At 61.3% G+C, this 23600-nt stretch carries 23 protein-coding genes, 1 pseudogene and 1 other annotated feature; of the genes and pseudogenes, 5 read left to right on the plus strand and 19 right to left on the minus strand.

What is annotated here, in order from left to right:
* Positions 1–8: 8 nt before the first annotated feature.
* Positions 9–881, minus strand: coding sequence for a hypothetical protein (locus ACI5FR_RS01975; protein ID WP_405449579.1), 873 nt, complete (start codon positions 879–881; stop codon positions 9–11).
* 127 nt (positions 882–1008) lie between these two features.
* On the opposite strand from ACI5FR_RS01975, the gene ACI5FR_RS01980 reads away from it, so the two are divergent.
* The gene (locus ACI5FR_RS01980; protein ID WP_405449582.1) at positions 1009–2082 is read left to right on the plus strand and encodes a metallophosphoesterase family protein; all 1074 of its coding nucleotides are present in this window, start codon (positions 1009–1011) and stop codon (positions 2080–2082) included.
* A gap of 67 nt (positions 2083–2149) precedes the next feature.
* A complete protein-coding gene (locus ACI5FR_RS01985) occupies positions 2150–3415 on the plus strand; it encodes a BaiN/RdsA family NAD(P)/FAD-dependent oxidoreductase (protein WP_405449585.1) in 1266 nt (421 codons plus the stop codon).
* On the opposite strand, the gene ACI5FR_RS01990 is transcribed toward ACI5FR_RS01985, so the two are convergent.
* Genes ACI5FR_RS01990 through ACI5FR_RS02000 form a run of 3 tightly spaced genes read right to left on the minus strand, consistent with a single transcriptional unit; the run spans position 3387 to position 5849 of the window.
* Positions 3387–4262 (minus strand): RnfABCDGE type electron transport complex subunit D, encoded by an 876-nt coding sequence (locus tag ACI5FR_RS01990; protein ID WP_405449588.1) that lies wholly within the window; start codon positions 4260–4262, stop codon positions 3387–3389. The two genes, ACI5FR_RS01985 and ACI5FR_RS01990, sit on opposite strands and share 29 nt — an antisense overlap.
* Positions 4246–5241, minus strand: coding sequence for an FAD:protein FMN transferase (locus tag ACI5FR_RS01995; protein ID WP_405449590.1), 996 nt, complete (start codon positions 5239–5241; stop codon positions 4246–4248). The genes ACI5FR_RS01990 and ACI5FR_RS01995 overlap by 17 nt, the downstream gene beginning before the upstream one ends.
* 2 nt (positions 5242–5243) lie before the next feature.
* Positions 5244–5849: an FMN-binding protein gene (locus ACI5FR_RS02000; RefSeq protein WP_405449593.1), complete on the minus strand. Its 606-nt coding sequence runs from the start codon at positions 5847–5849 to the stop codon at positions 5244–5246.
* A gap of 204 nt (positions 5850–6053) precedes the next feature.
* On the opposite strand from ACI5FR_RS02000, the gene ACI5FR_RS02005 reads away from it, so the two are divergent.
* On the plus strand, positions 6054–6965 hold the full coding sequence (locus ACI5FR_RS02005) for an ArsR/SmtB family transcription factor (protein WP_405449596.1): 912 nt from the start codon (positions 6054–6056) through the stop codon (positions 6963–6965).
* Positions 6966–7104: 139 nt separating this feature from the next.
* Here the strand turns inward: ACI5FR_RS02005 and ACI5FR_RS02010 are convergent, their stop codons facing one another.
* The gene (locus ACI5FR_RS02010; protein WP_405449599.1) at positions 7105–9078 is read right to left on the minus strand and encodes an arginine--tRNA ligase; all 1974 of its coding nucleotides are present in this window, start codon (positions 9076–9078) and stop codon (positions 7105–7107) included.
* Positions 9079–9158: 80 nt separating this feature from the next.
* Positions 9159–9409 (minus strand) — a binding site (T-box leader).
* A gap of 253 nt (positions 9410–9662) precedes the next feature.
* Between ACI5FR_RS02010 and ACI5FR_RS02015 the strand changes: the two genes are divergently transcribed.
* Together ACI5FR_RS02015 and pepT are read left to right on the plus strand one after the other, a co-directional pair.
* On the plus strand, positions 9663–10037 hold the full coding sequence (locus ACI5FR_RS02015) for a hypothetical protein (protein ID WP_405449602.1): 375 nt from the start codon (positions 9663–9665) through the stop codon (positions 10035–10037).
* Positions 10038–10174: 137 nt separating this feature from the next.
* Positions 10175–11406 (plus strand): annotated as a pseudogene (gene pepT / locus ACI5FR_RS02020) (peptidase T).
* A gap of 94 nt (positions 11407–11500) precedes the next feature.
* On the opposite strand, the gene ACI5FR_RS02025 reads toward pepT, so the two are convergent.
* The 14 genes from ACI5FR_RS02025 to ACI5FR_RS02090 are packed head-to-tail and all read right to left on the minus strand — an operon-like array spanning position 11501 to position 23449.
* Positions 11501–12364 (minus strand): PHP domain-containing protein, encoded by an 864-nt coding sequence (locus ACI5FR_RS02025; RefSeq protein WP_405449605.1) that lies wholly within the window; start codon positions 12362–12364, stop codon positions 11501–11503.
* Positions 12361–13314, minus strand: coding sequence for a sugar phosphate isomerase/epimerase family protein (locus ACI5FR_RS02030; protein WP_405449608.1), 954 nt, complete (start codon positions 13312–13314; stop codon positions 12361–12363). The genes ACI5FR_RS02025 and ACI5FR_RS02030 overlap by 4 nt, the downstream gene beginning before the upstream one ends.
* Positions 13304–14527 (minus strand): phosphonate metabolism protein PhnM, encoded by a 1224-nt coding sequence (gene phnM / locus ACI5FR_RS02035; protein ID WP_405449611.1) that lies wholly within the window; start codon positions 14525–14527, stop codon positions 13304–13306. Before phnM ends, ACI5FR_RS02030 begins: the two co-directional genes overlap by 11 nt.
* Complete coding sequence (phnL, locus tag ACI5FR_RS02040; RefSeq protein ID WP_405449614.1) at positions 14524–15255, minus strand: phosphonate C-P lyase system protein PhnL; 732 nt, start codon at positions 15253–15255, stop codon at positions 14524–14526. The genes phnM and phnL overlap by 4 nt, the downstream gene beginning before the upstream one ends.
* A gap of 48 nt (positions 15256–15303) precedes the next feature.
* Entirely contained in the window at positions 15304–16155 is an 852-nt protein-coding gene (locus ACI5FR_RS02045; RefSeq protein WP_405449616.1) for an ATP-binding cassette domain-containing protein, read from the minus strand.
* A 3-nt stretch (positions 16156–16158) separates the two neighbouring features.
* Positions 16159–17067 carry an alpha-D-ribose 1-methylphosphonate 5-phosphate C-P-lyase PhnJ gene (locus ACI5FR_RS02050; protein ID WP_405449618.1) on the minus strand — a complete coding sequence of 303 codons (909 nt, stop codon included), beginning with the start codon at positions 17065–17067 and terminating at the stop codon, positions 16159–16161.
* Positions 16982–18196 carry a carbon-phosphorus lyase complex subunit PhnI gene (locus tag ACI5FR_RS02055; protein WP_405449621.1) on the minus strand — a complete coding sequence of 405 codons (1215 nt, stop codon included), beginning with the start codon at positions 18194–18196 and terminating at the stop codon, positions 16982–16984. The genes ACI5FR_RS02050 and ACI5FR_RS02055 overlap by 86 nt, the downstream gene beginning before the upstream one ends.
* Entirely contained in the window at positions 18197–18850 is a 654-nt protein-coding gene (gene phnH / locus ACI5FR_RS02060) for a phosphonate C-P lyase system protein PhnH (protein WP_405449624.1), read from the minus strand. It abuts the gene before it with no gap.
* Entirely contained in the window at positions 18837–19274 is a 438-nt protein-coding gene (phnG, locus tag ACI5FR_RS02065) for a phosphonate C-P lyase system protein PhnG (protein WP_405449627.1), read from the minus strand. The genes phnH and phnG overlap by 14 nt, the downstream gene beginning before the upstream one ends.
* Positions 19275–19277: 3 nt before the next feature.
* Entirely contained in the window at positions 19278–20114 is an 837-nt protein-coding gene (gene phnE, locus ACI5FR_RS02070) for a phosphonate ABC transporter, permease protein PhnE (RefSeq protein WP_405449629.1), read from the minus strand.
* Positions 20111–20899, minus strand: a complete 789-nt coding sequence (gene phnE / locus ACI5FR_RS02075; RefSeq protein WP_405449631.1) for a phosphonate ABC transporter, permease protein PhnE — start codon at positions 20897–20899, stop codon at positions 20111–20113. The genes phnE (ACI5FR_RS02070) and phnE (ACI5FR_RS02075) overlap by 4 nt, the downstream gene beginning before the upstream one ends.
* A 21-nt stretch (positions 20900–20920) precedes the next feature.
* Positions 20921–21667 (minus strand): phosphonate ABC transporter ATP-binding protein, encoded by a 747-nt coding sequence (phnC, locus tag ACI5FR_RS02080; protein ID WP_405449634.1) that lies wholly within the window; start codon positions 21665–21667, stop codon positions 20921–20923.
* 22 nt (positions 21668–21689) lie between these two features.
* Entirely contained in the window at positions 21690–22673 is a 984-nt protein-coding gene (locus ACI5FR_RS02085; protein ID WP_405449636.1) for a phosphate/phosphite/phosphonate ABC transporter substrate-binding protein, read from the minus strand.
* A 38-nt stretch (positions 22674–22711) separates the two neighbouring features.
* Positions 22712–23449, minus strand: a complete 738-nt coding sequence (locus ACI5FR_RS02090; protein WP_405449639.1) for a GntR family transcriptional regulator — start codon at positions 23447–23449, stop codon at positions 22712–22714.
* Positions 23450–23600 lie beyond the last annotated feature (151 nt).

The following is a 23600-nucleotide window of genomic DNA, read 5'->3' on the forward strand; positions in this document are numbered from 1 at the left end:
TCCGCGGGCTAAGTGGAAGGCCGGTTCGGACCGTCCAATTTCTTGTCGATGCCCGGGTTGGCCCCCCCATGCTTAGGGCTGGCGGCGTTTTTATGCTCCTGATTCCGCTGCTCCAGCGAATCGCCGTTTGGGTCGTGTTTCGGTTGCATGGCTATCAGCTCCTTTCTCCCCGTATTATGCGTCGATTGGGAAAAAATAACCCCGGCCAGCGTTAATGCGACATACAGAAGCTGACTTCTGGAGAGATAGAGCAAAAACGGTTCGCCTCGGGCACCGAATAACGAGATTAGCAGTCCGCCGATGCCGAACACGATCGCCGTTTCCTGGAATAATCGGCCGCTTCCTGTCTCGGCTGCCAACTTCCAGGTTCGAACGGCGGCGAGCGAGGTTAAAAGCAACATATAGACGTTCACAGGATGGTAGCGCTCCTGCCCGATCCCGTCGCCGATGCCCCACGGCAAATTCGTGGGCAGGCCGTACCGCCATTGCAGCAGCGAATAGACCGCAGCGGCTGCGATTGCCCCGTAGGCGGCTGCGTCCAAGAGCAGAGCAAGCGGCATGCCTTGCTTCCGGGCGCGATAGGAAGTCACCGCGACGGCGACGACGAGGCCGAGAACCGCTTCGCGCGCGGCGCCCGACATGAGGAGGAGCGACTGCGGTCGCTCCCACAGCAGAGCCGGGGCGGACAGCACATGGCCGAACTTCCAGAACAGCAGGACGATGAGGCCGGCTTGCAGCAGCACATCGAGCGCAGCGATAGATTCGGGGCCGAGCCGGCGCCGACTAATGCGGATCGCGAGCAGCCCGCATGCGATTGCCGCAAGCAGCACTAACAGCCCGCGTTTTACGATCAGAGGTCCCACTTCGATGAGATCATTCATTTGAGATGACATCTTCCTTTCATGTCGAATAAAGCTTCGCTATAGGAACCATACTGTGCACTAGCCGTCGTATTTTCATAGATAAGCTCGAACGCTGTTAAGAATTCCCTGAGAGGAGGATCTGTTCATGCCCTCACATCCTCGAACATCCGGACCGCCTGGACGCGGCACTCAACCTTGGTATACCATTCCCCGTCTGCGCCCGATCCTCCTGCTTGGCGGATTGGCGTTCACGCTGATGATTACTTGGCTGGCTTGGTTGCAGAACGAATCGCGTTATGTGCTCGCGACAAGCGCTCCCCCTGCGGCTTCCGATCTCGGATCTACGGTATTCCGCTTCACGGTGATGAGCGATGTGCACGTGCAGGATTTCCACTTGCCTTCACACCAGCTATTCCGGAACGCCCTGGAGGACGCGATGCGGGAGACGCCGGACTCGCGTCTGCTCGTCTTGAACGGAGATTCCACGAATGGGGATCCGACCGATTACAAGCGGCTGAAGCAGCTGCTCGCCGAGCAGAATCACCCTCCGGTCGCGTTCACGATGGGCAATCATGAATATTATAAAATGTGGAACTGGACCTATAGCAAGCTCACGGATCATTGGTCGTCCGGACAAGCTGTGAAGCTGTTTGACTCCGAGTTCGGCTACGAGCGGCCCTATCATGAGGAGATCGTCGACGGTTATCCGTTCTTGTTCCTGAGCGGAGAAGCGTACCGCGACGTCGAGCCGGACGTCGGCGAAGACGCATGGCTGTCGGACCGGCAGCTGGATTGGTTGAAGGAGCGGCTGGAGTTGTATCGCGCTTCGTCCGGACAACCTTCCGAGCGGCGGAAGCCGATCTTCGTCTTCCTGCATCAACCGCTGCCCGGTACGACGGACGGCAGTTCGCGCGAGCTGGGCGTCGTGCAGCACGAGGCGCTGCGGCGGCTTCTCACCGCCTACCCGGACGTGTTCCTCTTCTCCGGCCATACGCATTGGGATGCCGGGACCACACAGCAGGTATGGCGCAGCGGCAGCTTCACCGCCATCGGCAGCGGTTCGGTTTACGATACGCTCGACCGGCAGGACCAGTCTACCGGGCTGAGCGAGAGCTTGGCGGTAGAGGTGCGAACGGATGCGGTCGTCATCCGGTTCCGCGAGCATACCCGGCGGCGATGGATCGGCGAGCCGGTCGTCATCCCCTATGGCAGACGGTGAGCCCATACGGTATGATGGGGAACAGAACGCTTTTATTCAGGATACGGCAAGCAAGGGAGTCGAAACAATGAATGCGGATGTCATCGTAATAGGCGGGGGCTCGTCGGGACTCATGGCGGCGATCGCGGCCAGCCGGAACGGGGCCGGGACGGTGCTCGTCGACAAGGGAGACAAGCTTGGGCGCAAGCTGGGCATCTCCGGCGGAGGCCGGTGCAATGTGACGAACAACAAGGACATGGACGAGCTGATCAAACATATTCCCGGCAACGGCCGCTTCCTCTACAGTGCGCTTGCTACGTTCGGCAATCGCGAGATTATCGATTTTTTCGAAGGGCTGGGCATTCGGTTGAAGGAAGAGGACAACGGGCGCATGTTCCCGGTGTCGGATCGCGCGAAGACGGTCGTGGACGCACTGGTCGGGCAAGTGAGGCAGCAAGGCGTGCGTATCCTGGTGAACAGCCCGGTGCGGGAAGTGCTGTATCGCCAAGGCCGCGCCGTCGGGGTCCGGCTCCGTTCGGGCGAGGAGATCAAGAGCCGGGCCGTCATTATCGCCGTCGGGGGCAAATCGGTCCCTCAGACCGGGTCCGAGGGCGACGGCTACGCTTGGGCCGAGCAAGCCGGCCATACGATCACCGAGCTGTATCCGACCGAGGTGCCGCTCACGTCGAGCGAGCCTTTCATTCGGTCCAAGGAGCTTCAGGGGCTATCGTTGCGCGATATCGCGCTGACCGTCTGGAACCCTAAGGGCAAAAAGATCGTTACCCACGAAGGGGACATGCTCTTCACCCACTTCGGCTTATCGGGGCCGACCGTCCTGCGCTGCAGCCAATTCGTCGTGAAGGCGCTTAAGCAGTTCGACGTGAAGCACGTTACCCTCACGCTCGACCTGTTCCCGGCCAAGAGTGTCGACGACGTGTATGCCGAGACGCTGGAGCTGGCCAAGCAGGAGCCCAAGAAGGCGATCAAAAACGTATTAAAGCCGCTCCTGCCGGAGCGGCTCATCCCCCTCTTGCTGCAGCGTGCGCAACTGCGAGAGGAGCTCACGTACGACAACCTCCCCCGGCAAGCGTGGATGGAGCTGGCGAAGGCGATCAAGGCGTTTCCGATTGCCGTGTACGGGACGCTCTCCATTCAGGAGGCTTTCGTCACGGGCGGCGGGGTGCATTTGAAAGAAATCGACCCCAAGACCATGGAGTCGAAGCTGATGGCAGGCTTATATTTTTGCGGCGAGGTGCTCGACATCCACGGTTATACCGGCGGCTACAACATTACCGCGGCCTTCTCCACCGGCTATACGGCCGGGCTTAGCGCGGCTCGGTCCGTATTGCCGTAGACGGTTGTTGCCGGGAGCCGGGCTGCCGGCGCGACACCCATTTGACATGCGCCGCATGCAGGCCGTTCGCCGCCAACAAACCGACGAGAAGGAACGACAAGCCCCCGATCGTATAGTTGACCGCTACGCTCACGAGAGCGGCGCCCGCACCGAACAGCAGCTGCTCGCGCGTGCGGGCCGGCGATGTTGGCGGATCGGTCAGCATGAAGAAAGCGAGAAACAGCGCGGAATGGATGAAAGGAACCCGAAAAATTTCCGCCGCCTCCCCGAGTTGAAACACTCCCATCAGCATAAATAGACCGAAGTATACACCTAGGAAGGCGAACAGCTGGGGAAACTTGCCCACTCGGTTCGTCACCATGAAGCCTGCGACGACCAGCAGCGCGATGCACCAGACCGGCAGGCCGGACAGCGCTCCCCACCAGTCCTGCCCGCTCGAGCTCAGGAGCAGGGCGACGAATAGGCCGAAGGCCGCCGGATTGAAAACCGGCTTCCTGCGGATGTGGAACAGCAGCTTAGACAGCAGGGCGATACCCGTCGCGGACACGGAGACGTACCACGGCGCCGCCGGGCTGAGCACCATCGACACGATTAACGCGGTGAGAATCGCGCTGTCGGGCAGTCTCCTCTTGCGGCGCAAGAGATAATTCGTGCCGGCGTCGATGACGACCGCCGTCGCCACGGAGACGAGCAGGTGCGCGAGGCCGGCTCCGCTGCGCGATTGGAGCAGTCCGAGCAAGGCCAATATGGAGAGGAACACGAGCAGCATCCCTTTTGGGGTATTGAAATAATCGAAGTCGCCGCCTCTCGAAGGCTGCGGCCGGTTCCGTTCAGCTTGCAATCTCATGCCACATCCCCCTCATTCTCTTCGTTTCGTTGGTCTGAAGCTCGTTCGAGATCGTAATCCCCGCCAAATCCAGGCTGTCGAGCAAGGCGGTGCCTTTCTCGGGCCCCAGGATGAAAGCCGCCGTCGAGAAGGCGTCCGCCATCATCGCATATGGGGCGATGACCGTACAACTGATCGCCGCCTGCGGCGAACGCCCGGTTCGCGGATCGAGCAGATGGTGCTCTTGCGGCAGCTCCGCCCGTCGCTCATACCCGCCGGAGGTGCACACCGCCGCTCCGGATACGTCTATCCAACCCATAAGCGCATCCGGACGGTCCGTGAGATCGAGGAGATTAGGGATCAGGAACGGCTGCGGGTGCCGCACGCCTACTCTCCATGGGGTCCCCCGTTCGTTGCAGCCATGTGCGTACACGTCTCCGCCTGCCTCGATCAGGAAGTCTCCGAACGACTCGAGCTCCCGCTTGGCTAGATCGCTCGCCAGCCCTTTCGCCACGGCGCCGAGATCGAGCGTGAGCGGACGGGTGAGCTCGATCGTCCTCCGCTCCTCGTCGAGCAGGATGTCCCGATAGCTGACGGGCGGTACAGCAGAGGCGAAGTCTTCCTCTGCTGCGGCGATATCGCGGTTAGCTAGCATTCGCTCACCCGTCAAGTAATGTCGATCGAACCCTCGTCGCTCCATCGCCGCGCCGACGGTAGGGTCGAACACGCCGTCCGTCAGCTGCCCTACCTCCCAGGCGAAGCGGATCGCTTCGAACAACGCAGGACTGGCTGGCACGGCAACGCCTATGCGGCGGGTCAGCCGGGAGAGCTCGCTCTGCGGATCGAACCGGCTGCACGTTGCCTCCACGTGGCGGAAGGCAGCCCAGGCACGGTCCAAGCCGGCTTCCACGTCGCGTTCGCTGGCGGCCGTCACGACCTTGAACGTCACCCGTGTATCCATGCAGAGTAACGACGAGGTATAGATGCGCTTTGTATGCATGACTATGCCTTCTCTGCTTGCAGCAGCGCCTGGTAGACTGCGTTCATGAAATCTTCGGAGCTGTATGTGGCGCCGCTCACGACGTCCACCTGATACGTCTGCCTGGCCACCACCTGGGCTGGCAGCGGGTCGATATATTTTTGCGGGTACCGGGTCCGGCTGCTCGTAATATTCACGGCGGCGATTTTACCGCTCTTGACCGTGACGGCGACCTCCACCGTCCCGAACCGGTTCGTGCCGGAGCCGTTGTAGACGCCGTCCTTGTACGTCGCCGTGCCGGTCGGGGCGGGAGGCATGCCCGTACTCCCGGCGGTCCCGCCCGAGCCTCCATTGGACGGCTGATTTTCCCCGGGCCGCTGACGGCCTTCCCGACCGCGATCGAAGCTGCCGCGGGTTCCTTCGCGCGTCAAGCCCCGATCAGGAACGGGCGTCTGCCCCGGACGGACGGTAGGCTCAGCCTGCACGCCCGCCTTCGGGGCCGCGGCGATCGGGACTCCGCTTGCGGCGCCGGCATCGGCCGTATCGGTCACCAGGTACCCCGCTGTATAGATCAATCCTATGGCCGCCGAACACAGTGCAACCATCTTGGGTCCCATTTTGGCCATCATGGGATCGTTCCTCCTCGTTATGCCGAATTATCCCTAGCATATAGGATGAAGCTTAAAATCCACTGAAAGATCGCCCAATATGAAATTAAAATTTTACCTTATGGCTGTTAACCATCCATGTTATAAACAGATGTTTTGCAACGTGTCCGTCATCCATGTACACTAAGGATTAATAGAATGCGAGCGAAACGAGGGTACAATGCAATGGAAGAGGAACAAGTGTGCAAGCGGATCCCGACGCCGGACGTCCTGGAGGTGGCGAAGGCGCTGTCCAGCGAGCTGAGGCTGCGGATCCTGGAGGCGCTGAGCGGGAAGCCGATGAGCGTGACCGAACTGACGCAGCAGCTGGGCGTCGCGCAGCCGACGGTCTCCATCAACATCCAGATGCTCGAGGCGGTCGGCCTGGTCGAGACGGCTCAGCGGTTCGGGAGAGGGAAGATCTGCTCCCGCGCCTGCGACTCGCTGCTCCTCGAGCTGCCCCGCGTGCCCACTGAGATGTCCGCCGCCTACACCGTGCAGATGCCAGTCGGCATGTATAGCGACTTTCGGGTTCAAGCACCTTGCGGCCTCGTCGGCCCGGAAGGGCTGATCGGATCGGTCGACGACCCGCATGCGTTCTACCGCCCGGAGCGCTCGGACGCATTCCTCGCTTGGTTCAGCGAAGACGGCTATGTGGAGTATAAATTCCCGAACTCGGCGGATGCCGGGAAGCCGTTCCGGGGCTTGTCGCTGAGCGCGGAGCTGTGCTCCGAGGCGCTCGGCTACAAGGAAGTTTGGCCGTCGGACATCACGGTGTCGATCAACGGCTTGGAGATCGGGACATGGACGAGCCCCGGCGATTTCGGGGAGAAGAAGGGCGAGCTCACCCCCAGCTGGTGGCTGGGGGGCACGCAGTACGGCTTGCTGACGGAATGGACCGTGGACGAGCAGGGCAGCTCGATCAACGGCACGCCGTCCTCGTCCGTGACGATCGGGCAGCTGAAGCTGGAAGCGAATCAGCCGATCGTCGTGCGGTTCGCGGTGAAGCCCGACGCCCGCCATCGTGGAGGGTTGAACCTGCTCGGCAAGCACTTCGGCAATATCCCGCAGGATATTAAGCTGACGCTGTCGCGGTAAATTTGTGCTTTAAGCCAAAAACGGGGCCTGGGTGACGGCCCAGGTCCCTGCTAGTAACCCGATTTTTTCGGCTTAATCCCGTCCACCGCCCCGGATTCCGACCAGTAACCCGATTTTTTCGGCTTCCCTTATCCCCCCATTACATGCGGTTAGGCGCGGGCAGTCCCAGCACCTGCAGCGCGTCGGCCAAAGTCATTTTGTACTTGGCGGTCAGCCAGATTCGGAAGCTCCTTCTCTCCCCCTCCGCCTTCAGAATCGGACACGCCGCATAGAACGTGTTGAACGCGGTCGCCAGCTCGTAGGCGTACGTGCCGATCAAATTCGGAGCCCGCTCTTCGGCGGCAGCCTCCAATGTCTCTGGCCAGTAAGCGAGCTGGCGCAGCAGCGCGTACTCGGCCGCTTCCAGCACGGCCGGGAAAGGTGGAGCCTTCGACGACACCAACTCTCCAGCCTCTCCCGGCCTAACCTTCTCACTCGCCTCTTGCTCAGCCTTAGCGAGAAGGCTTGCCGCCCTCGCATGCGCGTAGAGCAAGTACACGCCGGTGTTGCCCGTAATCTCCGTCGCCTTGTGCAGGTCGAACACGACCTCGGTCTGAAGGTTGTAGCGCAGCAAGTAATAGCGAATGGCCGCCGCGGCGATCGCCTCGCTCGTCAGCCCGGTCCGGCGCGAACGCTTCTCCTCGATGACGCGCTCCATCAGCTGCAGCATGTCGGCTACCTTGATGCCGATCCCTTGGCGCCCGGACATCGCGTAGGAGCCTTTGCCATCCGACGTGTCTATACCGAGCTCCGCCGCCGTCCCCGGACTGAGCGATACAACGCCGTAGCTGACGTGCCGCAGCCGCTCCGCCTGGCGGATGAAGCCGAGCGCCTCCAGCGCCTGCTTCACCATCGCCTGCGGGTACTGCTGCCGGTGGTCGATGACGTTCAGCACGATATCCGCTTGGCCGAAACGCTTGCGCACCCCCGCGCCGGCCGGAGCGGTCGTCCACAGGCTGTCGGTTGCGAAGCGGGTGTACTTGAACGTCTGATCCAGCAGCCCGAACTTCCACAGATGGTAGGCGATATCTTTCGCCGTGTACGTCAGAATGCCATTGGAGCGGACGAGAACTTTGTCCGCGGAATGGTCCGCCTGTCCCGGCGCGAGTTCCTCGGCATCAACCTGATCGGTCGCGTCCTCGGCGCAGCTTCCGTGCTTCAGCACCCAGCAGCCGGCCAGCTTGCCCTCTTCCGCCAGGACGAAAGCGGGCGTCGTCTTAAGCTTCGCGAACGCCGCCGCCCAGAAGCCTTGGCGCACGAGATGGCTCTCCCACACGAGCACGTCGTAGCGGATGCCGAACCGGCGCATCTCCTCCGTGTGCTCCCGCACGATACGCTCCGCCACTAGCTCTCCGATCCAGGCGGTGCTCGACCGCCCCTCCTCCAGCTCGTGCAGGACGCGGGTCCGCTCCTCCGTCATCGACGGAGTGGCCGCATACGCCCGGTTCACCGCCGCGTAGGTGTCCCAGCAATAGTCGCCGAATCGGGCGTATGCCCCTTCAGCTCCCGTGTGAAGCAGCCCGACGACCGTGTCCGCCAGCTGATTGCCCAGGTCGTCGATGTAGTTGTGCACCTCGACCCGGTAGCCGACGCGCTTGTAGAGCCGGGCAAGCGTGTCACCGATGCAGGAGTTGCGCAGATGGCCGATATGCGCCGCCTTGTTCGGGTTGATCGACGTATGCTCGATCACGACTTTAGGCGGCGGGGCATGCGCGTCTTCTCGACCTGCGTCGAAGTCCATCTCCGCCCAGCGCCGCCAGTTCAGGCGCATGTTCAAGAATCCCGGCGCCACCGCCTCGACGTGCGCCAGCAGCCCGCCGGCGCCGACGTCACCCCCGCCGCTGGCATCCGCCAGCAGGCCGTCGCACAGCTCGGCCGCGATAGACAGCGGCGCCCGGCGCAGCAGGCGTGCGAGCGGCATGGCCGCGTTCGACGCGTAGTCGCCGTGCTGCGCATGGGACGGCGGCCCGACCTGCACCTGCAGGTCGGCAGGACATTCCAGGCCCGCCTCCCGCAGCAGACGGGCCACCTGTTCGCGCAAGGCATCGGCCAGTAGTTGTTGTACCGTACTCATTCCTATCTCCTCCTGATCAAAGCATCTTCACCTAGAACTGTGTGCGAACGCCAAAAAAGGCTCTCGTCTCCTGAACGAATTCAAGAGACGAGAGCCTCTGCTCCCGCGGTACCACTCTTCGTGCCAAGCTCCTTCGGAGCTTGACCCCTCAACCGGATAACGGCCGGACGCCGGAACGCCGTACCCGAGCCATCTGCTATGCAGCCAGCAGACGCCTGTTCTGGCGCTCATCTCCCGGGCCCGCTTCCTTGTCGGCCTCGTACCGGCTCCCACCACCCCCGGCTCGCTTGAACGTTTCCCCGACAAGTACTGTCCCGATCATGGACGGTACTATTTTACTGATCTTATTAATTGAATATTGGAACTATTGTAGTTAGTTTCAGGCAACCTGTCAAGTTGATGGCGATCGCCTTGAAGCTAACGCGGATAACGGACAGTTTCCACGCCCTTCCTCCGTCAACCACCGCACGCTCGCACCGATGTGTATCGGATTTCGATTCTCATGACACGACTTTCCTGGTGCATTTCCGTATACTTATATGAGCGAAGAAACTACTGAATGTGTTGAAAGGAAGGATTGGAGCATGAGCGACTTTTTGCGGGTCGGCGGGATCGTCCAGCTGATCGGGGGGCTGCTGCTTGGATTTATTATGGGCCATATGGACGGATACCCGCTGTTCGGAGGGGACGGACAATTCGAGTCCGACTACCGCTGGTCGATCGGCCTGTTCTGGTGGATCGCGGGCGCGTTCGGGGGCATCGTGTTCCTGACCCTCTCCCTGCTCTTCGAAGCAATTGGGCGGATCGAGCACAACGTCTACAGCCTGACTAACGCCTACATGCGGAACAATCCGAGCGAGGCGGAGCCTCCCAAAGCCCTGGGCACCTCCCGCAGCAGCCTGACGAAAATGGCGAATTACAAAATGGGCCGCACCGAGGAGTCTACGGACAAGAAGTAAGCCGGCTTGCGGCGGCTACCCGTCGGCCCGGAGCGAAGCGAACGCTTTGAGCAAATCACGAATGCCCTTCCTCGAATGGCTTCGATCGGATTTTTTACTTATAATGAGGGGGAGGTGACGAGACCATAATGGAAAATATGAAACAGGCTCTTATAAAGCGACTGACCACCTACGTTCAGGTGGATACGCAATCGAACGATGCGAGCGAGACTTGCCCTTCTACTCCGGGTCAGCTGACCCTTGCCCGGATGCTCGTGGAGGAGCTGCGGCAGATCGGCATGAACGATGTTACCATGGACGCGAATGGCTACGTGATGGCGACGCTGCCTTCCAACACCGACAAGGACGTACCGACAATCGGGTTCATGGCCCACGTTGACACGGCGACCGACTTCACCGGTGCTGGCGTCCGGCCGCAAGTCGTGGAGCGGTATGACGGAGAGGCCATCGTCCTGAACGAAGCGCAGCGGATCGTGCTGTCGCCGGACGAGTTTCCCAGCCTGCTGCGGTATGTGGGGCATACGCTCGTCACGACGGACGGCACCACCCTGCTTGGGGCGGACAACAAGGCAGGCATCGCGGAGATCATGACCGCGCTCGACTGGCTGCTGCAGCATCCGGAGGTCAAGCATGGCCGCATTCGAGTCGCCTTCACGCCGGACGAGGAGATCGGCCGCGGGCCGCATCGGTTCGACGTCGCGGCGTTCGACGCGAAGTATGCCTACACAGTCGACGGCGGTCCTCTCGGCGAGCTGCAGTACGAGAGCTTCAACGCCGCGCGGGCGCTCGTGACGTGCAGGGCAAGATCGTGCATCCGGGCACGGCGAAGGGCAAGATGGTGAACTCGGCGAAGATCGCTATGGAGTTCAATCGCCGCCTGCCCACACAGGAAGCGCCGGAGCATACCGAAGGCTATGAAGGATTCTTCCACCTGATCTCGATGCAGGGCGATGTCGAGGAGACGAAGCTGCACTACTTGATCCGCGACTTCGACAAGGCGTCGTTCGCAGCGCGCAAGGCGAAGCTGAAGGCGATCGCCGCTGAGCTGGAAGCGGAATATGGCGCAGGGCGTGTCTCGGTGGATATCAAGGATCAATACTTCAACATGCGGGAGAAAATCGAGCCGGTACGCGAAATCGTGGACATCGCGCACGAGGCGATGGTCAGCCTCGGCATCGAGCCCGTCGTAGAGCCGATCCGCGGCGGGACGGACGGGTCGCAACTGTCCTACATGGGACTGCCGACGCCGAACCTGTTCACCGGCGGGGAGAACTATCACGGCCGGTACGAGTACATCTCGGCGGACAATATGGTGAAGGCGACGCAAGTGGTAATCGAGATCATCCGGCGGTTCGAGCGGCAGGCGTAGGCGGGTGAAGGCGGGGGAGAGATGAAAGGCAATCGGCGAGACGGATCCCACATTCGTCTGCCGATTGCCTTTTTGTCATTTGCCGTGTCCGAGTTCAAACAAGCCCCGGCCACAGCCTCGCCTTCAGCGCCAGCAGGTTCAAGAACCCGGAGTCGACGCTGCCCAGCGCCGAACGGCCGTAGCCGCCGTGGAAGTCGGAGCCCCCGGTCATCGCCAGCCCGTACTGTTCCGCGTACCCGCGGGCCTTCTGCTCCTCCTCCCGGTCGTGGTCCGGGTGATACACTTCGATGCCTTCCAGGCCCGCCTGAACCCACTCGCCGATCGCTTCGTAGTTCCCGAGCTGGCCCGGATGGGCCAGGACGGGCACGCCGCCCGCTTCCCGGATCGCGCGGATGGCGTCCGCCGCGTCCACATATTGCATCGGCACAAAAGCGGTACCCGGCGCCTCGCCGTTCCCGCCCCGAGCAAACAGCGAGCGATACAGGTCGCCGAACAGCTCCTGGCAGTGGCCGCTCTCCATCAGCGCCGCCATGATGTGCTGCTTGTAGACGGCCGTGCCGCCTGCGGCAATCCGGCCAACCTGCTCCCAGCTGATGCGGTAGCCCGCCGCCACGAGCTGCTCCACACTCTGCCGGGTTGCTTGCGTCCGCCGCTCGAGAATCGGGCGGCACAGCCTCGCAAGCGCCGGATGCTCCGGCTGTACGTAGTAGCCCAGGATATGGGCCCGGCGTCTGCGCGCGAAGTCGTAAGCCGAGATCTCGATGCCGGGGATCACTTCGACGCCCAGCCGCTCTCCCCACAGCATGGCTTCCGGTACCCCGGCCGTGGTGTCATGATCGGTGACGGCCAAGTACCGGATGCCGGCGGTATGGGCCGCGCTCAGCACTTCCCGGACGGTGTAGGTGTTGTCCGAGGCCTTGGTATGGCAATGCAGGTCTACGATGCCCTGTCCCTTCAACCGACCGCCACCGCCTTGCCGAAAGAGGAGAGATCGCGGTAGGTCGCGGACAAATACGTCCAGTGCGATTCATACTGCTCCCGAATTTCGTGGATCATGTAGCCCTCCTGCGCACATCCCCCCAGCAGCCGGGCGATCTCGGCCATCGGCACGGCCCCTTCCCCTATCGGCATATGCATGTCGCCGCGGCCCAAGGGCAGCAGCTCGTACTGGTTTTTCTCCGTCGAGTAGTTGGGCTTGCCGTAATTGTCATGAACGTGCAGGTGAATAATGTACGGCACCATCGCTTCCAATTCCCGCTGGAGGCTCAGCCCATACATCTGCAGCGATAAATATAAATGCCCGACATCGAGGGCGATCCCGACGTTCGGGTGGCCGATCGCCGCCACCTGCTCGGCTAGCTGAGCCGGAATGACGGAGTAGCAATAGTCCGGACAGTCCAAGTACGGCCTGACGTTCTCCATGCCGATCCGTACGCTCCGCTGCCGGGCATACTCCCCGGCCTCCCTCATGATCGCCGCCTCGCGCTCGAGCAGCAGCCGCTTGTCAGCATCCGTATACCGCGGCCACGTCTGCGGATAGAGAAACTGCTCCTCGCCGACGAATCTCCCCACGTGCACGACGAGCAGATCGGCGCCGACCGCGCCGGCCACATCGAGACAAGCGAGCAGCAAACGCTGCTCGAATCCGATGTCATCCGCCCGGAACACATTCAGGTCGAACGGGGCGTGCAAGGTATAGCGCAGCGGGATTCCGCGAAGCAATTCCACGTACGCCTCGAGCCGGCCCGGATCGATCACGCCGTTCTCGATGATCCGCATCCCTTGGATCGGAAGCTCCACGGCTTGATAGCCCGCCTCTAACACTTGGGCCAGCTTCTCCTTCAAGCGGTCCGTCCGGCTGACGACGTCGCAGCTCATCAAGCTAACCCCAATGCCCTTAAGCTTCAATGCGCTCGGCCCCTTTCCCGCTCAGGGCGGCGCGAGTAGTTCCCGAGAGATAATTCATTTGGCATACGAGCTGGCCTCGGACGAACACGTTCTGAATGACCGGGCTTCCCGCCTGTTCCCGGACGACGAGCAGGTCCGCCTCTTTCCCCGCCGTAAGCGACCCGGTCCGGTCGTCAATCCGCAGCGCTCGGGCCGGATTCAGCGTCACCATATTGACCGCCTCCACGATGTCGAGCCCCTGAGACACGAGCAGGAATACGGCGCGAAGCATCGCAGGCGGGTAGTAATCCGAGCACAGGATGTCGACGACGCCCGCACGGATCGCCTCCTGGGCGGACAGGTTGTTGCTGTGCGAGCGGCCGAGCATGACGTTCGGCGCGCCCATGACGACATACAGCCCGCGCCGCTTCGCCTCGACCGCTACCGCGAGATCGACGGGGAATTCGCTGATCGTCCCGCGCCATTGCTGAATCCGATCCAGCTTCTCGATCGAATCGTCGTCATGCGAGGCGAGCGGGACATCGTTGCGATAAGCCAGGTCGGCGAGCCGCTGCAGCTCGGCATCGGCGATTTTCGCCCGGTTTTTGCGCTCCTCCAGAATCGCGTTTACTTCTTCCTCGGTCTTCTTCTGGCGCTCCATGATGAATTTCTTCTGCACATCCGTATTGCGGTATTGGCCTTGACCCGGGGTGTGGTCCATAAACGACATCTGGTCGATCAGTCCCTGGGTGATGAATTCCTCGACGAACGGCACGACGCTATCGTTAGTCAGCTCCACGCGAATGTGCACCCGGTGATGGATGAGGTGGTCATGCTGCCTCAGGTTCGCGATCCGGTTCACGATGTCCTTGACGCTTTGATTTTTGCGAAAATCGTTGCTCGAGTTCTCCCCCCACATGCTGAGCGAGTGGTAGATCGTCGTGACGCCTTGGCTGACGAGCTTCCGCTCCAGCTCCTGGTAGGAGAATTCCAGCGCAAACCGGCTAGTAGGCCGGGGCTGCATCTCGTGCTCGATCGCGTCGCTGTGCGTATCGATCATACCGGGCATGACCCAGCATCCCGTGGCATCATACACTTGCCCAGCACTCGCCAGAGCCGAGGTATTGGGACGAATGTCGGCAATCCGACCGTCCTCGATCACGACCGTCCCCTTCATGAGCACTCCCGTCGGAGTCACCACGTTGCCGCCGCGGATCGTTAAAATTGGTTTCATAGTCGCACTCCCTCCGCCGTCGCCAGCTGCTTCTCTTCCTTGGCCCCTCCGAGCGAGCGCATATCTAGGATGTGGTCGGCTACGCGGCCCATGACCTCCCAGTCGTGGAAAACGCCGATCATCGTGGTGCCTTCCCGCTTCATCTCGTGCAGGATATCGAGCACACGGTGCTTCGTCTCGTTGTCGAGCGAGGCGGTCGGCTCATCGAGGATGAGGAGGCGCGGCCGGGCGACGAACGCTCTCGCCAGGTTCACCCGCTGCTGCTCCCCGCCGCTGAACGTCGCCGGGTACGCTTGCCACAGCGCCTCCGGGATGTTCAGCCTGGCGAGCATGTGCGCCGACGCCTCCCGCGCCTCGGATAGGGCGTAGCCCCGGGGAAGCAGCCGTTCCGCTACGATGTCGAGCGCGGAGATGCGCGGAATGACCTTCAGGAACTGAGACACGTAGCTGATCTCATGCAGGCGCAGATGGGACATTTGGCGCTCGGTCGCTTGAGCCAGGTCAATCCTGCCATACAGCGAGGAGTCGTACCAGATCTCGCCGGACGTCGGCAAGTACGTGCGATACAAGCACTTGAGAATGGAAGACTTGCCGATGCCGCTAGGACCCGCAATGCCCATGAACGCGCCGCGGGGCACTTCGAACGATAAATCTGAGAACGGATGGACCTTCATCTGGTGCGACAGGGACAGCTCGAACCGTTTGCTTAAGCCGATTACTTGAATCATCGCTATTCACCGCTTTCTATCGTCATTGATGCCGAACCGGGCCGACTGTTACAGCAAAGAGTGAACTAGCAGCTGAGTATAAGGGTGCTGCGGATCCTCCAGAATCTGGTCGGTCAAGCCATGCTCGACGATCAGTCCTTGGCGCAGCACCATCGTCCGGTCGGCCAGCATCCGAATGACGCCCAGATCGTGGGAGACGACGATCATCGCGACCTGCAGCTCCCGCTGCAGGCTGCGGATCAGATCCAGCACCTTGGCCTGCACGGACAGATCAAGTCCCGTCGTTACTTCGTCCAGTAACAGTAGGGGCGGGTTGTTGGCCAGCGCTTTGGAAATCTGAACTCTCTGCTGCATGCCGCCGCTGAAGTTCCGGGGCGGTTCGTCCATCCGCGAGATCGGAATCTCGACCTGCCGCAGCAGCTCCGAGGCGCGCTCGCGAATGGTGCCTACATGGAAGCGGTCCGCGGCGAACAGCTTCTCGGCGATATTGCCGCTGCTCGAGAAATTCATGCGCAGCCCCAGATAGGGGTTCTGGTACACCATACCCATGACATGGTTGCGGATGTACCTCTTCTGCTGCGCCGACTTAACGAACAAGTTGGAAGCCCCGTCGTCGTAGCCCGCGATCGTCATCTCGCCGGATGTCGTGTCCTCGTCGAAGTACAGGCACTTCACCAGCGTGCTCTTGCCGGAGCCGCTCTCGCCAACGACTCCGAGAATCTCGCCCGAATGCAGGTCGAAGCTGAGGCTTCGGCACGCCCAGATGCTGCCGCACACCGGGCAGCGGCTCGACTCGCGCTCGTCCGTGGAAGGGACGCGGCATTGCGAGCAGCCGGGCCCGAATCGTTTGCTAAGTCCCCGTACTTGGAGCAGCGGGGTTTCGACCATTGTCGCCGTCATCGGTCAACCTCTCCCTTCGCGCTGCCTGCGGCAATACGCCGTATCCGAACACTGGTAGATCGTCCGCCCCGTCGACTCGTCCTTCACTTCGTCGAGGAACGTATGCGTGCTGCCGCAATGGCCGCACTCGGCATCCTTGAACGTCTCCACCGTGAACGGGTAATCGTCGAACTGCAGGGGCACCACATTCGTGTACGGAGGGATCGCGTATACTTTCTTCTCCCGCCCCGCTCCGAACAGCGACAGATGCTCGCTCATGTGCAGCTTCTCCGTATCCCAGCGGGGGATCGGGCTCGGCGCCATGATGTAGCGGTTATGCACCATGACCGGGTAGTCGGCGCCGAGCGTGATGCTGCCCCACTTGACGATGCTCTCGTAAAGGGTGAGCCACATCGCGCTGTAGTCCATCTCCGCGTGCCGGATACGCGTCTTCTCTTCCCTCGGCTCGACCTTGCGCAGCGGCTCCGGCTGAGGAACCTGCAGGACGAGAATCTGGTCGCGCGTAAGCGGCTCTTCCGGGATCCGGTGACGCGACTGAATGATCGTCGCCTCCTCCGTCGCTTCCGTCGTCGCGATCCCGCTCGTCGCCTCGACGAGGCGGCGGATGCTGACGGCGTTCACGCTGTCGTCGTTCCCCTGGTCGATAACCTTGAGCGTGTCGTTCCGGCCGAGCAGGGACAAGGTCAGCTGTAAGCCGCCGGTTCCCCAGCCCCGGCCGATCGGCATCTCCCGGGAGGCGAAGGCCACCTGGTAGCCGGGGATGGCGACCGCCTTCAGCGATTTGCGGCGGATTTCCCGCTTCGAGCCCTCATCCAGAAAAGCAAAATTATACGCCGGCGTGCTGAAGGTTCTTGCGTGCGGTCTCTCTTGTCTGTCCTGTCTGTCCTGTCTGTCCTCCGTCGTCATCTGCATCGTGCGGCGCCTCCTTCCTTCTCGATAGCTCCTGCTGCTTCGTCGCCTGGACCTTGCGAATCTGATCCAGCGAGGACTGGAACGTAATATAGTGCGGCAGCTTCAAGTGCGAGACGAAGCCGCTCGATTCGACCGAGTCGATGTGGGTCAGGACGAATTCCTCGTCCTGCGCCGGGGCGTCGCCTTTCGTCTCCAGGCTGCGCTCCAGAATCGCCATAGAAATGCCCTTCAGCTCGTTCTGACCGAAGCATAGGCCGTAGCCCAGAATGAAGTGTACCTCGCCCGATTCCGTATCCTGCTTGAACGAGTTGATCGACTCGACCTCGGTGAGCAGCAGCTCCCCGATGTAGACGGGTTCCGTCTCTCCGTCCCCGTCATCGCTGTAAGGGTAAGCAATATGAACGGCGGCGTACCCGACGCGCAGCTCGCCGATCGTCGGATGCACGATCCCGTAACCCCGCATGCTGCTGTAAGCGAGCGCGGTCATCGCTCCCGTCTCGCCCCGGGCGAGCGCCTGCAGTCTGGCCGCACGGGTGGAAGGGATCGTCAGCTTCTGTCTCGTAATGTCGAACGGTTCCGCGTCGGCATCGGATTTCTCTACTTTCTTCATCAACCCTTGCTCCCGCAACAGATCCGCTACCTTCTGGAACGTGAGAGAGCCCGGCTGCAGCTCCACATCATCCATGTAAGCCCGGACGAACGCCTCCATGTCGGCGTCGCCTTCCTCGCGCAGGGAGAAGTTCAGCATCCGGTGCGTATAATCGTTCGTCGGACCGAGCATCTGTCCGCCCGGGATATCGCGGAAGGACGAGGAGATCCGGCGGATGACCCTCATCTCGCCCGGCTCGACCGTAAGCGAGTAGTGGTTGCGCGGCAGCGTCGAGCGGTACGCCCGCAGCAGGAATGCCGCTTCGGCCGGATCGCCCTCCGCTTGCTTCAAGGCGATCGCCGCGTATTCCGGGGCATAGATGCCGCCCTCTCCCATCACGCGATCGATGAGGAAGCGCAGCTGCTTCTCGATCCATTCTACGGCGAGGCTCATCTCCGAGCCTTGTACGCGGTACAGCTGGTTCAGCCGGTTCGCTTCCTCGATCGCTTCCTGTCCTCCCGTTACGGCTACGTATGCCATCTACCTCACTCCTTTCTCCTGAGCTTGCACGTGAACCTGCGTCGTCCTCGGCAGCGCCGCCAGCTCGCCCGACACCGTATACAGCACGAGATCGACGCCCATGGGATACTCGGCATTGGCGAGGGCCCGCTGCTCCATCCACACGGGCGACAGTCCCTGCACGCACAGCCGACAAGTGTCCTTGATCCCCGGACCGCTCAGCGTCCAGCAGGCTTCCGGACTCTGCCCCGGCTCGAAGCTCTCGAAGCCCTCCACGAGCACGAACAGAATCGCCCCGCCCTCCGGACGGATCAGAGTGCCCTTCTTCACCTGGGCGAGCAGCGCCTCGATCCGCTCCGGCGCCTCGCCCCCGCTCGCGAACACATAGTCCACTTCCGGCAACGCGGCTATCCGGCTGAATGTCTGCCGGCGAATGTGCGCCTCCAGCGCTTCCTTCTCGGCCTCCATCGCGACCGCGAAGCCGACTTCGCCGTCCAGCAGCGTCAGGGCGAAGCAAGTCGCCGTAGCGAGCAGCGGCGACGCGGCCTCGACTCGCGCGCTTGCGGCCGCGATGCTGCCGATCTGCCCCGGTCGGGCGAGCGCCTCGAGCAATTGCCGATAAATGAACTGTGTATCGTGCACCCGATCGAACGGGCGCTCTTTAACGTTTGGCATTGTACTCCTCCATCGTGTCGAAGTTCACCTTGGTCTTCGCCGACTGCGAATAGACGGTGCGCTGTCGAACCGCGATCCGCTCCTCCTCGGCGAGCAGCTCCGGCTCCCACGCACCGGTCTCCGGCAGCTTCGCCTGGAATGCGGCGTCTACGACGGCGAGCTGGTAGGCGCGTTCCGCATCCTCGCCCATCAGCACGCCGAAGCCGTACACGCCCTGAATGGAAACCGTACATTCGGTCACTAGCACCTCGCCCAGATAAAAAGGCTTTTGCGAGACGGAATCGTTCGCCTTCGTCATCACGAGGCTTCGCTCCGGAGGTTTGACCGTCTCCATGCTGTACTTCCGCTCGATTTGCTCGCACAGCCGCTGCAGCAAGCTGCGGTCCCCCTCGATCAGAATGCGGGCGATTTGCCATTTTTTCATGGGCTACACTCTCCTTCGAATATTGGCTTTCATCCGGTTGCTCAAGAACTCTACGCTGAACACCATGAGGAAAATGACGAGGCCGACGAACGCGACCGTATCGAATTCATAGGCCCGCATCGCGTTGGAGATTTCCCAGCCGATGCCGCCTGCGCCGACAGCGCCCAGAATGACCGATTCGCCGATGTCGATCTCGAGCCGGAATACGCTCCAGGCCAGGAAGGATGTGAACACTTGCGGCAGCACGCCCTGAGCCATAATCTGCAGCCAGCCCGCTCCGGTCGCGCGCATCGCTTCCAGCGTCCCTTCTTCCACTTCCTCGATTGATTGCGAGAATACTTTGACCAGCATGCCCACCGCATGAACGCCGATCGCCAGAATGCCCGGGAACGGACCCAGCCCGACGGCCACGATGAAAACAAGCGCCCAGACGAGCGTAGGAATCGCGCGCAGCAGCGACGCCAGCCCTTTCACGAAAGGGGATGTTCTGGGCGACACGTTCTCGGCGGCCAAGAAGGACAGGAAGAACGCCAGCATGACGGCCAATACCGTGCCCACCACCGCGACCTGCAGCGTCACCAGTCCCGCAGACAGAATGCCCTTCCAGTCCGAAATGTTCGGCGGCATCATCTTGGCGAACGATTGGAGGAACGTCCACGTTCCGTGCACGATCCGGGCGTAATCGAAGTTCAAACGGATCAGGCAAAAGATGAAGAACAAAGCGCCGAATACCGCAGCCCCGACCAGAACCGGGTCCTTCTTCGGCTTACGCGGGTACCCGTATTCATCCGATCGGCCCATGCCGGCCAGCTTGCCGGCCTGCGTCCATGGAGTGCTCATAGGATTCGCTCCCTAATTTTACTTGTCGTCCACTCGGTCCCCAGAATGATGACAATGACGAGGAGAATGGCAAGGCTTACTTCCTGATATTGGAACAGCTTGATGCTTTTCTGAATCGCAAACCCGAGCCCGCCGCCGCCTACCATGCCGATAATCGTCGAAGCCCGGATGTTCAGCTCCAGCTTGTAGAGCGACCAGCCGATGAAGCCCGGCATGAATTGCGGCATGACCGCTTGCCCTAGCACCTGCCAATACGTGGCGCCCGTCGCCCTCACGGCCTCGAGCTGCCCCATATCGATCTCCTCCAGCACTTCGGCATAGGCCCTGGTGAGCGTCCCTATCGATGTCAGGATGAGCGCAAGGCAGCCGACCGTCGTCCCCAGCCCGTAAGCGAAGACGAGCAGGATGGCCCAGATGAGCGTCGGGATGTTGCGCAGCACCGAGCAGAACGCCCGCACCGCGACCTGCAGCGGCCTGTATGGCGAAGTGGTCGAGGCGGCGAGGAACGACAGCAGCATCGACAGCAGCGCCCCGGCCACCATGGCGACGAAGCTGATGTAGATCGTATCCAGCGCGGGCCCGATCAGCGTACCGATTCTCGTAAAATCAGGCGGGAGGAAGTCGAACAGAATGAACCGGACGATCTCCCCTCCCCCCTGGAACAACTGGACAATGGAAAAGTTCGTCTCGATCGCCGACCACACGGTCAACGCCAGAATAGCGGCCGCGATCATCCACGTTTGCAGCTTTTTTTGCCGCTGCGCTTGCTTCCACCGAGCTTCCATGCGTTCAGCAGCTCCTCTTCCTTATGAAATCTGGTAAATGCGGCCGATCGCTTCCTCGGACAGCTCCTCGGGCTTGCCGTCGAACGTGACGGCTCCCTTGTGAATGCCGACGATGCGGGTGGCGTACTTCTTGGCGACCTCGACCTGATGCAGGTTGACGAGGCACGTGATGCCGTCCTCTCGGCAAATCGTACGGAGGTGATGCATGATCGTCTCCGAGGTCACCGGATCGAGACTCGCGATCGGCTCGTCCGCCAGGATGAGCTGCGGCTTCTGCGAGAGCGCCCTCGCGATCCCCACGCGCTGCTGCTGTCCTCCGCTCAGCTCGTCCGCCCGCTTGTACATTTGCTGCTTCAGGCCGAGCCGGTCCAGAATGCGCTTCGCTTCCTCCACGTCGTGCTTGGTGAACAGGCCGAGCGTCCCCGACAAAGGATTCATATAGCCGAGTCTCCCGTGCAGCACGTTCCTCAGCACCGAAACACGCTGAATGAGATTGAAGCTTTGGAAAATCATCCCCACTTCCCGGCGCAACCGCCGTACTTGCCGCCCGCTGGCCCGGGTCGCATCGATATTGTTGAACACTACGCTGCCCTCGGAAGGCTGGACGAGCCGGTTGATGCAGCGCAGGAGCGTACTCTTGCCGGCCCCGCTCGACCCGATCACGACGACGAATTCTCCGCGTTCCACTTGCAGATCTACGCCTTGCAGGGCCGCCGTCCCGTCGCTGTACACTTTTGTCAAGTTTCGGATGGTCAGTAATGCCGCCACTCTCTCTTCCCCTCCTTGCCGATTATTTCAACAGCTGCTCCGGCGTCATGTTAAGCGCCTTGGCCGTGTCCTTGACGACTTGGAAGTCCTTGTCCTCGACGGGGAAGAAACGCTGTGTTCCGCCCGAGAAGAACTCCGGGTTTTTGGTGTGATAGTCAAACATGAATGCTTTGATCTTCTCGACCAGCTCAGCCGGCAAATCTTTGCGGTACGTGTACGGGCTGCTCGGGATCGGATCGGATGTCGCCAGAATCCGGAAGTCGGATTGCTTCACCAGACCCGCGTCGATCACCTTCTGGATGCACGTATCGCACACGCCGGCTCCTTCCGCCGTCTTCTTGGCGATCGCCAGGATCGATTTGTCATGTCCTCCGGAGAACGACACGTTGGAGAAGAAAGACTCGACCTCTTCATTCTTGATGCCCAGCTTGTTGATAAACATGGCGCGCGGGAACAGGTGGCCGGACGTGGAAGCCGGGTCGGCGAACAGGAACGTCTTGCCTTTCAGATCGGCCAGCGTCTGGGCCTTGGAATCCGCGGGTACGACGATCAGACTGTGATAGAATGCCGCTTCCTTGCTAACCGCCTTGACCGCGAAGGGTACCGCCCCGCTGCGTTCAGCCGCGATGATGTACGAGAACGGCCCGAACGAGGCGATGTCGATCTTCTTCGTGCGCATCGCTTCGATGACGGCGTTGTAGTCGTCTCCGACGAACAGCTCCGTCTTGATCCCGATCGCCGCGCCGAGGTCCTCCACGAACTTTTTGTTGCCGCGCGACAGCTTGCCTTCCTCTTCCCCAGGCAGCACCCCGACCCGGATGATGTCCGGCATTTTGGCCGTTGCTGTCGCTGCCGGTCCCGGAGCCGCCCCTGCTCCGCCCGCGTTTGTCGGGGACGTCTTCTCTCCGCATGCGGCGGCGAGTAAAGTCAGTGCTGCCGCCACGGCTAAAGTTAATGCCGCTTTCATTTTCCACTTACCCGCCTGTTTGGCTTGCTTTCCGTTCATTGGTCGATTCCTCCATCGTCATCATTAGTGACCCTCGATTATTCGAACTGAATGGATACCCGGCATAAATCCCCGCGATATTTCGCGGAAGTATACTCTACGAGCCGATGGTCGTCGTCCCGCATGACGCTTTCGATCTGAAGCAGGTTCGTGTTGGGGGAGATTTGCAAATATCCCGCGACTAACGCGGTAGGATATGTCGCCTGAAAGGTGGACCAGATGCGGTGCAGCCTCAGGCCGTACTGCACCTCCAGCAGCTCATAGAGCGACCCGAGCGAGGCGGTATGCTCCATAAGGTCCGGCACGAAGCGCACCGGCAGCCACGTCATGTTCCAAGTCAGCGGTACGCTGTCGGCATAGCGCAAAATTTCCAAGCGGTACACGTCCTCGTCGGCGTCGAGCCGGAGCGCTTCCGCTACCGCGGCCGGCGCCTTCTGCCGTTCCTGGTGAAGGAGCCTTGCCTGCGGCTTGCACCCAAGCCCCTCCATCACATGGGAGTAGCGCGTGCTGGGCGTAATCGTATATTGAAGGTCGAGCGGTTTTTTGCATACATAGTGGCCTTTGCCTTGGTGGGACCGGATGACTCCGGTGTGGAGCAGGATGTCCAGCGCCTGGCGGATCGTATAGCGGTTCTCTCGGAACCGGCCGCACAGCTGCACCTCGGAGGGGAGCCGTTCGTCCAGCTGGTAGAGGCCCCTGCCGATCTCGGATTGAAGTATGTCCGCAATTTCCAGATAACGGGGAGCGGCTTTGCGCAGTTCGGACTCCCGTATCATTGTGTTTCTCACCTCCATCCCTTCGCGCGTCCTTGTACCAACCGTAACTTGTCGACATCAGAGGAGTGTTAAGCTTGTTTGGAGATCATGTAAAGAAGTGTGAAAATTGCGGCAACTGTTGAGGGGGGGAGAGTGGAAGAATCAGCTTGTG

Origin of the sequence: Paenibacillus sp. HJGM_3 (assembly GCF_045062745.1) — a bacterium.
Classification (GTDB): Bacteria; Bacillota; Bacilli; order Paenibacillales; family NBRC-103111; genus Paenibacillus_AA.